A 13362-nucleotide genomic window follows, 5' to 3' on the forward strand; every position below is an offset into this window, starting at 1 on the left:
GGGCGTTACCCCTTCATTCCACCTGTCGGTTTATTAGTTCTATGAAACCTGTTCGGAAGCTCCTTTCAATCTTCCGTCTATCTTTTGGCTCCACGCCTAACCTTTTCAGTTAGGAACGTGTCGCACCGCCCTTCGGGTCTGCGACTATGAAAGAAGTGTTGCACTGCATTAAATTCGGTTTTGCATAAAACCGAGTTTTTCCCGCACCGCTGCCGCCGACTACAAGCACATTAAGGTTTCGCCGGTGCTTTTTTGCGTTTAAGCCGAGCCGCATATTTTGAGATAGAATGATGTTTTTGTAGCTGTCCTTATCCATATACCGCTTGACAACGCTTTTGACATTGCCCCAGCGAGCAGAGCCGTGTTCCTCGCCCGGTCGGCGGTTTTCTCTTGACGAAAAATATACGCCGATACCCATTGCGTACAAAAACAAGAAAATGAGTACGGCTTTTAAGCTATACTCATTTAATGTGATGTGTGCCGGGTTATTCATAGCGGCGGTCAAACGGTCAAGCAATTCAAACAGCTTTATGTCATCCTTATAGCACCCGGCAACCATTAAGGCAAGCCATATAACGAATACCGAGAGTATTCCGAGAAGGATATATATTGTCTTTTGATTTTCCTGTCTGTTCACGAGGTATCCCTTACTGTCATTAAAATTTGAAGCATTGTTATCAGTCCTTTCCGAAAATAAATAAAAAAGCTTTTGATAGAAGCTCCGCCTGCGGGCGTAGGAATAAGGTAGCATTTTTGATTTTTCGTCATTGCGTTTTACGCAATTTCCTACAAATTAAAAAAGGGGACAACCCCTGCATAAGTTTCCTTATACAAAAGCTGCCCCCAAAAGTGTGATAGGCGTTACTTACAGAATTTTTCGTTGCAAATTTCCATAAGTTCATTTAATCTTTTATTCTGTTCTACCCATTGTGCCGTGACGGGTACACCCGTCTTTTCATCAATGTAGTTACCAAAGGCGAGGATTTCATCATTGCTTGCATAAATTCTCTGCACCACCGGAGCATTATATATCACCGTTCCGTTTGGAATCCATTTTGCGTAAACGGTATCGCTTTCATTGAAAGTAAAATCCGTTACACGATTTTCCTTTGTTTGCGGGTCTGAATACCAGCCGTCAAAGTTATAGCCGTATCTTGTCGGGACAAACTCCGCAAGTGATATTGTAGTGCCAAGCGGTTTTACAACAGGCTCAATATATGAGCCGTCCTCTGCGGCAAAGGTGAGAGTGCGTGTCCCTGTCAAGCTCCAATGTGCATAGAGCGTTGTATCGGAATAATACTCGGTATCGGACGATACCTTTTCGCCGCTTTCGGTAAACCAACCCTCAAACTGATAGTCGCTGCTTTTATACGGCAGCGGTAGTTTGATTTTGTTCTGCTCCGTAACGGCTTGTGTGATGTCGGTCTTGTAAATTCCGCCGTATAACGAGCCGCCGTTGCAGTTGAGAGTTATAACCCTCTCACCCTTTAAGGAATAAAGAGTTTTTTCCTTTCCGCACTCACATACATAAACCTTTGAATCCTGCCTTGTATATTCGTGCGTGTGTGCCGCCTGTGCGGTAACTGCGGTTGATAAAATGAGCATTGCCGCAAAGCTCGCAAATACTGTTCGTTTCATTGAAATTCCTCCGTTTCAATATTTTTGGTATCTTTATTTTATCTCCGCAAGAAAAGACCGTCAAAAAATTTTCGGAACTAAAAAAGACAACCTGTGCAGGTTGCCTTAAAACATATGTTTAATTCTTTAGGATAAACATTATTTCGCGTTTCTTTTAAGCACCGTTTTTATATGAACTGTTACCGGTATCATTATAGCGTAGAACAGTATCAAATAAAACGGGAAAATAACCATTCCAAATACTTGACCGAGCAAACCGCAAAGTGCGGGAGCAACCATAATTCCGATATATGCCGACGCCATCTGAATACCGATAACCGACTGCGAAATATCACTGCCGAAGTTTTCCGGTGTCAAGTAATTAAAATTCGGAAACAGCGGACCGTTTCCAAGTCCTATCAAAAACATTCCCAACGCACACAGATATACACCTCCGGGAAGAATCAGCAGCAACAAAGCGAGTCCCAACACAATTTGACCTAACTTTATTATTTTCCAGCTATGTAATTTTGCTGCCAATACACCCGACAAAAATCGTCCGAGCGTCATTCCAATATAGTAAATCATTATGATTTGCGCCGCTTTCTCTGCCGGCAAATGCTTATATTCCACAAGGAATGTACTGCCCCAACCGCCGCAGGTACATTCTATGGCACAGGAGGCAATAAAAAGGCTGCACATCATTTTTACCCCCGGAATCTTCAATACGCTTCCGAACGATAAATCTTTGTGTGTATTTTCCGCAGACTCATTTTCACCGCCGTGCGCCTTGCGCCACAGCGGAAGAGATAAAAACAAAAGCAAGGTTATGATAAGCTGAATGGCAAAAGCTATTCTGTATCCGCCCCGCCAACCGAAATTGCCGGCAATAACAAGCGACAATATATAAGGACTTACGGATACGCCGACTCCGTAAAAGCAGTGCAGAAAACTCATATGTGTTGCCGAATAATGAATCGCCACATAGTTATTAAGGGCTACATCTATCGCACCTGCACCTACTCCGAGGATAATTGCCCAAAAACACATTACCCATAAATTTGGTGCAAAAGAAAAGCCGAGCAAAGCCAAAGCCGTTAAAAGTGTACTGTAAGCAGAAACCTTGTTTGTTCCGAGCCGTGAAATTATTTTTGAACTTATCACACTCGACAGAACGGTACCGCAAGATATAATAATCGTGACAAAACTTCCGAACGCTATCGGCAACTCAAGCTCAGAATATATCGCAGGCCAAGCCGTGCCGAAAAGTGAATCGGGTATTCCCAAACCGATAAAGGCGATGTAAATTATAATCAGTAATGCTGTTGCCATAAACAGAACTCCTTAAAGCGTGCAGAAATTTAGCGTTATGCCAATACATAACTTTGAGTATTTTAACATAAAATCGGCGAGAAAGCAATCGTTTCCGACTGCTTTCTCCCATTTGCACAAAAATTATTTTACCCAAGTTTCATTGTCCGTGCCTGTAACACTGATATGCGTGTTTGCCGCTTCCATCACATCTGTGTAATACCACATAGAATTGTTGTGAATATCCATAAACTTATTGAGCACGGATACATTCTTTCTGATATAGTCCTCATCAGCTTTTCTGTCTGTTGCCCGGTTGACTACCGTTACCACTTCCGCACGGGTGATAGCGTTATCACCTTTGAATGAGTCGTCCGCGTAACCATTAAGCCAGCCGACATTTTTAGCGTATGCAATATCCGGATATGCCCAATAGCCTTTTTCAACATCTGTGTATTTAACGGTGTAGCTACCTTTCTTGACATCATTAAACAGAGCGTTAAATCGTACCGTCATAGCCACAAACTCGGCTCTTGTTACGCTGTCATTCGGTTTGAAAGTGTTATCGGAGTAGCCTTTGATGATACCGTATTTTTCAAGATAACCGACTTCTTTTGCAAACCAATCTTTTGTAGAAATATCCTTGAATGTCGCTTTGCCGCTGATGTTTTCACCTTTTTTCTCGGAAATCAGCCTTGCGAATATCGCCGCAGCTTCGGCACGGCTCATATTGTTATCGGGGCGGAATGTTCCGTCATCGTACCCGAAAATATATGCCGCATGCGTTTCTGCCGGAAGTATGAGCATACCGTTTTTATCGGTTGTGCCGTTTGCGGAGTTATTCTTTCTGTCTTTTAAGATAATTGCCACATCAGCCTTTGCGTTGCCTTTGTTGTCCGTTGCTTTAATTGTGTAATAATTATCGCCCGTGAGGTCTGTGCCGTTCGGGAGCGTCAGCGTGATTTTGCCGTCCTTATCGGTCGATTTGGAAACAGATACATTTTTGCCGTTTTTATCGGTTACAGTGATATTTGTAACATTGGTGCTGATATATCCACCGCCGCCGTTACCACGACTGCCGCCGCCACCGCCGGAAGATGAGCCGCCGCCCGATGATTTAACGGGAAGTGTAACCTTGCCGTTTGCATCGGTTGTACCTATTTTTTCGGTTGTTTTATCTTTAATTGTAACCGATACGCCCTTAACCGCCTTATTTTCTTTGTCGGTAACGGTTACGGTTGTCTGATTTGAAGTTGTGAGTGTATGTGTTTCGGGAAGTGTAACGGTAATTTTACCGTCCTTAATTTCAATAAAGGCATTTTCGATTTTTCCTTTGGTGTCCTCAACCGTGATGTTGTATTCGGTTTTGGTTTCCTCGGTATCGGTCTTGCCGTCACCGTCCGTATCTTTGCCGGGTGTAGTTTCGGAAATATCGGTTTTGCCGTCTTTATCCGTTACACCCTCGGAAGTCGGAGGAAGAATAACGATTCCATCTTTGTCAGTTGTTCCTGTCAAAGACTTTGTTTCTGCACCATCTACCGCAAGCTCGGAAACAATAACCGTCATATCTTTAACCGCAGTATTATCGGATTTTTTGCTTACGGCAATTACAACTCTGTTTGCATAATCAAACTTAATGTTTTCGGGAAGTTCAACAGAAATATTTTCTTTTTCCTTAACTGTGCCGTCCTCGTTCTTGATTTCTGCATTGTGCCTGATGCTTGCCTTTTTGATAGCACCGTCAGCATTTTTTACGATTACAATATATCCGCTGACCTCACCATAGCCGTTGAAATCGGTAACATCAATGTTTGTCGGCGGCACGGTTGCTTTTCCGTTTTCGTCCGTAACATTGTTTTCCGTTCTCTCGGCTTTATCTGTAAAGATTACAGTCATATCTTTAACAGGCTTATCCTCGCTATCGGTAATTGTAGCCGTTATGCGATTATCAATGTCAATCATAACACCATCGGGAAGCATAACATTTATCTGTCCTTCGCCGATAGTAATAAATGCGTTTTCGATAGGCTTGATTTCATCAGTGATTAAAACATTGTAGCCGTTCACTTTTGCTTTGCCCTCACTGTCCGTCATATCCTCAGAAAGCGGCGGAACTACCATTTTACCGTTTTCGTCTGTTTTGTCGGTTAGGCTCTTTTCGGTTTTGTCCGAAACGGTAACGGAAATATCTTTCAGCGGATTTCCGTCTTTGTCGGTAACGGTTACTGTAATGCGGTTTGCATAGTCAATACTCGTTCCGTCCGGCAATGTCACTGAAACAGTATCATCATCGTTCAGCTTTACAAAAGCATTTTCGATAGCTCCGTTTTCGTCATTGACAAACACATACATTCCGTCAATGCGTACCTTGCCTGTGTCGTCTGTAAATCCGTCCTTTGCTGTTGGCAATGTAATTTTTCCGAACATATCGGTTACGCCTTTTTCTATATAATCGGCATCTCCTAATGTAATTACAGTAACGCCCTGCTGCGGCTGTCCGTGCTGATCTGTTACTGTGATTATAACAGGATATTCACTTGTCGGCTTAATGCCGTCCGGCAAGTCAACAACGATATTATTGCTCTCGCCAATGTAAACTTCACAGTTTGGAATAACGACATTCATTTTGTCGGTAGCCTTTACGACAAATGTGTTTTTCTTATCCTCATCATCTTTGCCGACCGTACCGCTGTTATCACCGGTAGAGGTTTTGTTGTTCGGCACTTTAAGCTGACCGTTTTCGTCTGTTTTACCCGTTGCTGCGTTATTGTTTTCATCATAGATAAAAATCTGCAACTCCGATTTCGGTGTCTGCGAGTCTGTGTTAATTGCAGTTATAATTGTTTGGTCTGCATAATCAAGAAGTCTGCCGCTTGGCAATTTGATAGTTACATTATCATTGATGTCAATGCTGATTTCACTATCAAAAATCGGTTTCCCGTTTGCGTTGGTTACAAGGATAGAAAAATCACCGACTTTGGAATTGCCGTCCTCGTCCGTGCGGTCTTTTTCAACTAACTGCGGAATTGCTGCTCTTGATAAAACTTCACCGCAAGTCAAGCACTCAATATGTTTTTCTCCGGCGTGTTCGATAGTAGCAGGCTCATCAACTATCCATTCTGACGGTGCGTGTCCCAGCATATCGGTATACTCTGATTTATAGGTTTTACCGCAGTTTTCGCAAGTGTAGACGGTATATCCGGAAGCCGTACAAGTAGGCTCGGTTACATCGGCAATATAGCTGTGATTGATTTTATCGGTGTAATCGCTGATATATTTATAATCACAGTTTTTGCACTCATACACCGTATATCCGAGAGCCGTGCAAGTCGGAGCAGTTACGGTCTTTGTATAATCGTGCGCCGCCTTATCTACATAATCAGCCTTATAGCTATCGCCGCAGCTTTCACAGGTATAAATTGTATATCCCATTTCTGTGCAAGTGGGTGGAACTACGGTTTTATTGTAGGTGTGCTTTTCACAGTCGGTTAAATCGCCGATATACTCCTTGCCGCAGTCGGGGCAAGTATAAACGGTATAACCGTGTTCGGTACAAGTCGGCGGAATAACATTTTTGTCATAATTATGTTCCGTCTTATCGGTATAATCCGCAACATAGGTATCGCCACAGTCTACACAGGTATAGGTTGTAAATCCAAATTCCGTACAAGTCGGATTTGTGATTACTGCTTTATAATTATGAGAGAGCTTGTCTGTATAATCTGAAATAAATTCATCATCACAGTTTTTACAAGTGTATGTTGTGTATCCCATAGCCGTACAACTCGGAGCCGTTACGGTCTTTTTGTAATCGTGAGCGATTTTATCTATATAATCGCCGTTGTAGGTGTCTTTACAGTCTTTACACTCAAAAATGGTATAACCCATTTCGGTACAAGTCGGAGCAACTATCTTTTCGGAATAGCTGTGTCCTTTCGGAAGCGCTAATACCGTACCGCACTTTTCACAGGTTTGTGGCTCCGTGCAGGTCGCTGCCTTGCCCGGTGTATGTCCCGTTGCGGATTCGGCTTTAATCATCTTTTCTGAACAGTTATTGTTTTTACAACGGTATTCAATTACGCCGTCCGCCGTACAAGTAGATGAAGTTACAGAATGTCCCTCGTCCCAATTATGACCTGTCGGCTCGGTGTAGTCCGAAACGAATGTCTGTCCGCACATAGTACAAGTCGATGTTGTATAACCCTTATCCGTGCAGGTCGGCTCTTTGGTAATACGCTCATAGGAATGAGAAATAATCGGCGTCATATCGGTTATGTATGAATTGCCGCAGATTTCGCAGATGTGATTTGTATATCCTACATTTCTGCAAGTAGGCTGCACCTTTTCTGTCTTGTATTTATGCTCGCCGATGGGAGTGGTTTCCTCATAAAAGCTGCCGCATTTGTCGCAAAGGTTTAATTTCAAACCACCCTGTTTACAAGTAGCTTCTCTTATGGTGATTGCCTTGTAATTATGCCCGGTTGCCTTTGTGTAATTTCTCTTATCAAGATTACCGCAGCCGTCGCACTGCCAGCGTTCATAACCGAGATTATCGCAAGAGGGAGCAACGGTTTCCAAATATCTGTAATCGTGTTCGTGCTTTTCGGGAAGTACAATAACCGTTCCGCCGTTGTTATCGTCCTTTTTGTCCTCCAACAGCCATACATACGATACGCCGTTTTCAACCATTGTTTCACCGCCGTATTTATATGAGATTTCATAATATACGGGGTAATATCCGGCTTTGGTGTAATTCGGTGCGGAGGTCATATAACAGTCGGAGGCGGTTTTGCCGTAACGGATTTTTGTATGCACACCGCTGTCGGATAAATCGGATACGCTTACCGTATGTGCGTCACCGTCCGCCGTTCCGTAATAGGACGATACAACCGACTTTGCCGCAACATATTCGCTTGTGGTATAGCCGCAGTCATCGCACTTTTCCGTGAGATAAAAGCGGTTGTTGCCGATCTGTCCGTCAACCGTGCTTGTAAGGTCGTGCGACTCTTTCTTAATATTAGCCTTTGCATAAGTTCCTTTGCAGAATTGGCAGTATTCGCCTTTCTTTAATACGGTTGTGTGCTGATGTTCGTCATACAACTCGTAAGTCGTATTATCAAAGTCAATAAAAAAGTTGTGGTCGCAAGAGTTCAAGCCGTAAACATTGTTGTTAAAGTTATATGCACCCGAACCGTCAACGGAGTTAATTGTGCCGCAAGTCTGACACACAGACTTTGTGTAATGATACCCCGTATAGCTTGCGTCCACGCCCGGAGTGCCGCTATCCGTGTTACCTTTTTTCTTGCCCTCAAGGTCATAACCGTCTGACCACTTAACACCGTGATTCATAGCCGTCTGTCCCGATTTGGTGTATTCGGGTACACGGTAGGTTAAAACAGTTGTGTGTTTATTGCATACCGGGCACCACTGCGTTTCATAGGTTACGGTTGCATTCATATCCAATTCATTTGTGCGGTTATTGGTTTTGAGCCAATTATCCGCAGGATCTTCGTAATCGCTTTTTTGTGCCGCAAAGACCGACACGGGGAGTGTGCCTGCAACCAGAATAACTGCAAGCAGCATTGAAATAACCGATTTCATAGAAAAATGTTTGGTTTTCATAGAATAAAATTCTCCTTTACAAATTTATAGTTTGGTTTATACATTACGAAAAGCCGCCATATTTACGGCGGCTCTCGGTAGCGTGGTTGTGTAATGTTCATTTACTCTCTGCCTTTCCGGTTTTTCTTTTTGCGTTTTTTCTGCTGCGGCTGTTTGTGTTGTATAGCCTTTTCCTTTTCGGGAGCAGGCTTTTTCTTTTCTTCCAAATCAGCCTTTATGTCCTCAATCTTCTTTCTGACCGAGGGTTTAATACCGCTGTCCGTTTTTGCCGTATCCTCGAATGAGATAGATTTGTTCCCGTGCGGATTTTCGTTTGTTCTCTCCGCACGGGACGGACGGTTTTTTGAGTTTTCGTCCTTTCCCTTATCCGGCGGAGCTTCCGCCTGTTCGGGAGCTTCCGGCTCAATTTCGTGTTCGGTAGCGGAATATCCGAGCTTTTCCATAATGTAATTAAGCCGGGGTATATCGTCTTGAAAGGCGATAACATCGCATAAGCCGTTATCATTTGTCTTGTCTGCAACAGGACGGTACATTATCCCGTAATTTTTTGCTTCAGCGTTAAATTTTTTGAGGTCAGCTTCTTTTATCTGCATAATACAAAGCTGTTTGCCCGTTTTAAGCATTTGCTTTAATTTTGCGACGCCCTCCGTCTTGCCGTCATCATTTGCAAGCGCCATAACGATTGCCGCAAGGTTTTTTACACCGAGGGCGGTTAGCTTGACCGCCGATTCGGTCATTTGTATAGCTTCTTTCGCCATTAAATCAGCGACTTCGCCGCTTGTGTTCATTTTCTCTCAACTCCTTGTCTGCCTGTTTCTGCAAAGCAAGCGCCTGCCGTTTTTTCTCGGCAATTTTATACGAATCCTTAAATATTGCTTTGCACAGTCTGATTTCTTTTCGAAGTTCGTTAAGCTCCGTATTGATTTCTTTCGCTTGGTCTTTGACCTCATCACAATTTTCATCAGTCCTTTCTTCATATAATTTTTTACGCCGTGTAATTAAAATCTCAACTTCGGCTTCCTTGTCCTTTTGGTATTTCTGCAAATCTTCGCCCGTTTCGATGCCGTGAGAAAACAAAAACTTGAATTGCTTTTGATAGCGGTCAAACTTAATCATTTCATCACGCATAAAAAATGACACCCTTTGAGGTGTCTGCTTACGCTGAATTTTTTTGAATAAGTAGAGGTAGTGGAAGTATAGGGCGATAAAGCCTTTTAACTTCTTGCCCTTTACATTTTTAATGTTACCTCTGAATTTGTACTGCTTTTTGGGTATTTCGGACGGTGCAGCCGTGATAATTCCGTTTCGGGTTGCGATTATCCTTTCCAAAATCTCTGCTTCGCTATAACCCTTGCCGAGATTATCAAGACGCATCGGGCGTTTTGCGTTCGGTGCAATTATTGAGGTGTGTTTTATATTCGGACCTTTTCTGTGAATGACAAAACCTCTTTTTTTGAGATTATTCCAAAACTGCTCCATTGTATATGAGGATTTTATAATTTCATCAATATCACGGCGGATACTTCCACGAATGGTCGGTCTGCCTTCCTTTAACGCAAGCCATTCCGCATAGTGCATACCTCGCCGCTGTGGATTTTCAATTACCGAAAGACAGTTTTCAATACAAATAGCGTCCGATATTCCTCGAATGTCTACAAAATAGTCCTTGAAATTATTTCGGTATTTGTAGCCGTCCGCATAGGATACGGAATTTATAATCAGATGATTATGCAAGTGCTTATGGTCAAGATGAGTTGCAACGACCACTTCGTATTTATCTGCAAACAAACGCTCCGCAAGTTCAAGTCCGCATTTGTGAGCGACCTCCGGTGTTGTTTCAAAATCCTTAAAGGACTGCACCAAATGATACGCAAGTACAGCGTTTTTATGTCCTACTTTTCCGAAAAACACCTGTGTGTCTATCATATCAGCGTATGGATTATCCGTCGTGCAGTTATATGCTTTGACATAAAGGCAATTTTCGGTCTTATCCTCATTTTTGATATATTTGATTACACCCTCGACCGCATCAATGTCAGGTTTTATACTTGTCTTGTCGGGATTTGCAATATAGTTAAGACTTGAATCGAGCCTTGATTTGACTGTCCATATTTTCGTAATTGCCATTATCGGATGCTCCTTACAAGACGCATAATATCGTTTTGCATTTGCAGCACGGTTTCAATTTTATCCTCCGAAATATACTGCTGGGCATTTGCGATATGTGCTATCTGATTTATGTTATTTCCGATAGCGTTTATCTCACGAAGCAGTCTTACATATTCATCGGGCGGACGGGGGCGAATAATATTGCCCATAATCAGCTTGCGAATATATGGCTCCATTTTTAAGGCACAAGCAGCAGCTTGTGCTTTCAAGTGTTCTTTCTCTTTTGGGGAAAGACGCACCAATACAGCAGTATTTCTATCCATTAGAAATCACCTCTTTTCTTTTAGCCGTGCGGCGGGGTATTAGGGGCATTGCCACTAACAAGCGGGCGTTTTGATAGCAAAATGCCGTGCTTGCTAATACAAATGCTCCGCATTTGCCCCGTCCGATAGGCTTTCAAAGCTATACTTCCATAAATCGTATTCCTCCGGCGATATTTTATCGGCTTTCAATTCGGTTTGCTTGTTATGCCAACATTCAAGCATACTTTTTAATTCGGTATCACTTGGCTCAAAAAACATAAAAACACGGTTGTTATGTTTTCCGATATATAACGGAAATTTATCATCGAGCTTAAAAAGCGTGTGCATAATTTCTATGTTGCTTGTAAACGACGGCGGTGAGAGAGCATATTTACTTATGCCGAGTGCGGATGCCAACCGCTTTTTTATTGCCGTTGTCGGAACGGCACGGTCGGCTTGATATTGCGAAATTCTTACATCTGCACCTTTTGTAAAGCCTGCGGCTTTTCCCAATTCAGTCAAGCTCATTTTCCGTATCTTTCGGCATTTGCGTATTACTTTGCCCACGGTCATTTTTATCATCTCCTTTGTTTGATATGAACATTTCAAATAAGTCCTCCGGCGTTATCATTCCGCCGAGCGTTGCCTCGTCATCCTCGCAGGGGACACCAACACGGTATAAGTGTAATTTTGCAACATCATTTTCGTTTTTGCCATAAGCTGCAATTTCGGTAAACACCTCGCTGTCCTCCGATAAATCTGTCTGCAAAATATCTGTGTTTGCCACAACATTGCACATAAGCTCTGCGGCTTCTTCAACGGAGCTTGCGACTACGCAGAATTTGCGAATTTCCTTTGTTTCCACCATTACTGTGTATTGATTTCTCTTGTTCATTTTTGATTACCTCATCTTTCATAAATTTTTTTGTATCAAAAAAGCCTGCCTTGTGGGGGCAGACTGATTTGCGAATATTTATCGTTCCGGCTCGGAACGCTTTTTCTTTTTCGCCTGTTCTTGACTTCGTGCAAGGTTTTCTGAAAAATCATCAACCGTATCACGGAGCATATCCATATATGTGTAGTCGTTTTTCAGCCATTCGTCATAGCAAGCCGATAGTGGTCTTTCGAGTCTAAGCAACGCTTTAATCTGCTTGTCATCAAGAAAGTCGTCCTCAAAAAGCATTAGAATATCATCACGCATAACTTTCTCATACGCCGACTGTATAATTTTCTCCGGCGGTAAATGTTTTAGGTTTTCAATAAAATCATTCTGTTCATTACTCATTTTTTCGTAAAGTAAATCTTTAATTGTGTCTTTCTGTTCCATTAAATTCAACCTTTCTTTTTATTTATCTTGACATAGCGTATTCACGCTTTTGCTGCGGCACTTCAGCATCGGAAACATCTGTGTCGATAACATTATCGTCCTTTTTATCCATTTTGAGCAGCGCTTCAACTGCGGCAAGGCGTTTTGTTTTTTCCTGCAATTCCGCCTCCTGCGGAAACGCCCGTTTTGCTTCAACCTTTGCGGTTTCGTACTGCGTATTGGTGTTCGCAAGTTTTTCTTTTTCAAATTCAAGCCGCTTTTCAAAACCGTCCAAAGCATTGTCGATACGCTGGATATTACCGAACACATCTGTTCCGAGTTCAACCTTATGCGACAAACACCCGACAAGAGTTACATAGAATAATTTTTGAAAGCTGTCAAAGGAAAGTTCCATAGAAAAACCTCGGTAGTCACCGATGTTCACCGGCTCCTCCGAGGTCATTTTCTTGCAGCGTTCAATGAGTGCGTTACCCGCTTTTTCCTTTTCAAAATATCCAAACCCGTCAATCGTCATTGTGTTGAATTTATCCTCAGCCTTCGGATACTGCTTGGCTGTTTCAATATCCTTTTCAAGACTTTTAATTCTTGCTGCGATTTCCGCAATTTGTTTGGGGTAGAATTTCACAACCTTATCTTCGAGGTCGTAAATCTGCGACATAAAGGACGATTTTATCAGCTTCAGCTTGGATACCTCCATATCAAGCTCCATCTTTTCCTTAATGTGCGGATTACCCGTTGACAGTGCCTTTATTTCCGCAAAGGAAAGTGCGGTAGGGTCTATGTCGTCAGCAACACGAACAGGCGATTTTGAAGTAAATATCTGCGATATAAACTTCTGCTTCTGCTCGACGGTCTGCCACATATAAGTATCAAATGTGCCTTTGGTTACATAGCGGTAAATATGCACCTTTTCGTTTGTGTTGCCCTGCCGTATAATTCGCCCGGCACGCTGTAGGCTAAGTACCCGGCGCCTTGTCATATTTCTATGACAGGTTTCCGAATACTCGCCCCGGAACCGTGCTTACACCTCTCAATGTACACGGCTCCCCATTTATAAACTCAGTCTAATTTCCC

Annotated in this window: 11 protein-coding genes; all 11 read right to left on the bottom strand. The window is 42.7% G+C overall.

Features of this window, described 5'->3' with window-relative positions; all coding sequences use genetic code 11:
• Positions 1–109 precede the first annotated feature (109 nt).
• On the bottom strand, positions 110–637 hold the full coding sequence (locus INF28_RS12080) for a type IV secretory system conjugative DNA transfer family protein (protein WP_226393708.1): 528 nt from the start codon (positions 635–637) through the stop codon (positions 110–112).
• A 224-nt stretch (positions 638–861) separates the two neighbouring features.
• Complete coding sequence (locus INF28_RS12085; protein ID WP_226393709.1) at positions 862–1638, bottom strand: InlB B-repeat-containing protein; 777 nt, start codon at positions 1636–1638, stop codon at positions 862–864.
• A 138-nt stretch (positions 1639–1776) separates the two neighbouring features.
• Positions 1777–2949, bottom strand: a complete 1173-nt coding sequence (locus INF28_RS12090; protein WP_226393710.1) for an MFS transporter — start codon at positions 2947–2949, stop codon at positions 1777–1779.
• A gap of 123 nt (positions 2950–3072) precedes the next feature.
• Entirely contained in the window at positions 3073–8550 is a 5478-nt protein-coding gene (locus INF28_RS12095) for an S-layer homology domain-containing protein (protein WP_226393711.1), read from the bottom strand.
• Positions 8551–8651: 101 nt separating this feature from the next.
• On the bottom strand, positions 8652–9338 hold the full coding sequence (locus tag INF28_RS12100) for a PcfB family protein (protein ID WP_226393712.1): 687 nt from the start codon (positions 9336–9338) through the stop codon (positions 8652–8654).
• Complete coding sequence (locus INF28_RS12105; RefSeq protein WP_226393713.1) at positions 9313–10677, bottom strand: relaxase/mobilization nuclease domain-containing protein; 1365 nt, start codon at positions 10675–10677, stop codon at positions 9313–9315. The genes INF28_RS12100 and INF28_RS12105 overlap by 26 nt, the downstream gene beginning before the upstream one ends.
• Entirely contained in the window at positions 10677–10982 is a 306-nt protein-coding gene (locus tag INF28_RS12110; protein WP_226393714.1) for a plasmid mobilization protein, read from the bottom strand. Before INF28_RS12110 ends, INF28_RS12105 begins: the two co-directional genes overlap by 1 nt.
• A gap of 93 nt (positions 10983–11075) precedes the next feature.
• On the bottom strand, positions 11076–11534 hold the full coding sequence (locus INF28_RS12115) for a helix-turn-helix domain-containing protein (RefSeq protein WP_226393715.1): 459 nt from the start codon (positions 11532–11534) through the stop codon (positions 11076–11078).
• Complete coding sequence (locus INF28_RS12120; protein ID WP_226393716.1) at positions 11476–11856, bottom strand: hypothetical protein; 381 nt, start codon at positions 11854–11856, stop codon at positions 11476–11478. The genes INF28_RS12115 and INF28_RS12120 overlap by 59 nt, the downstream gene beginning before the upstream one ends.
• A gap of 78 nt (positions 11857–11934) precedes the next feature.
• On the bottom strand, positions 11935–12288 hold the full coding sequence (locus INF28_RS12125) for a DUF3848 domain-containing protein (RefSeq protein WP_226393717.1): 354 nt from the start codon (positions 12286–12288) through the stop codon (positions 11935–11937).
• 22 nt (positions 12289–12310) lie between these two features.
• On the bottom strand, positions 12311–13267 hold the full coding sequence (locus tag INF28_RS12130) for a hypothetical protein (RefSeq protein ID WP_226393718.1): 957 nt from the start codon (positions 13265–13267) through the stop codon (positions 12311–12313).
• Positions 13268–13362 lie beyond the last annotated feature (95 nt).

It is taken from the genome of Ructibacterium gallinarum, from assembly GCF_014982785.1.
Classification (GTDB): Bacteria; Bacillota; Clostridia; order Monoglobales; family Monoglobaceae; genus Ructibacterium; species Ructibacterium gallinarum.

Coding starts and splice junctions, on each gene's coding strand:
- INF28_RS12085 (WP_226393709.1), bottom strand. CDS start 1,638: ATGAAACGAACAGTATTTGCGAGCTTTGCGGCAATGCTCATTTTATCA.
- INF28_RS12090 (WP_226393710.1), bottom strand. CDS start 2,949: ATGGCAACAGCATTACTGATTATAATTTACATCGCCTTTATCGGTTTG.
- INF28_RS12110 (WP_226393714.1), bottom strand. CDS start 10,982: ATGGATAGAAATACTGCTGTATTGGTGCGTCTTTCCCCAAAAGAGAAA.
- INF28_RS12115 (WP_226393715.1), bottom strand. CDS start 11,534: ATGACCGTGGGCAAAGTAATACGCAAATGCCGAAAGATACGGAAAATG.
- INF28_RS12125 (WP_226393717.1), bottom strand. CDS start 12,288: ATGGAACAGAAAGACACAATTAAAGATTTACTTTACGAAAAAATGAGT.
- INF28_RS12120 (WP_226393716.1), bottom strand. CDS start 11,856: ATGAACAAGAGAAATCAATACACAGTAATGGTGGAAACAAAGGAAATT.
- INF28_RS12105 (WP_226393713.1), bottom strand. CDS start 10,677: ATGGCAATTACGAAAATATGGACAGTCAAATCAAGGCTCGATTCAAGT.
- INF28_RS12100 (WP_226393712.1), bottom strand. CDS start 9,338: ATGAACACAAGCGGCGAAGTCGCTGATTTAATGGCGAAAGAAGCTATA.
- INF28_RS12130 (WP_226393718.1), bottom strand. CDS start 13,267: ATGACAAGGCGCCGGGTACTTAGCCTACAGCGTGCCGGGCGAATTATA.
- INF28_RS12095 (WP_226393711.1), bottom strand. CDS start 8,550: ATGAAAACCAAACATTTTTCTATGAAATCGGTTATTTCAATGCTGCTT.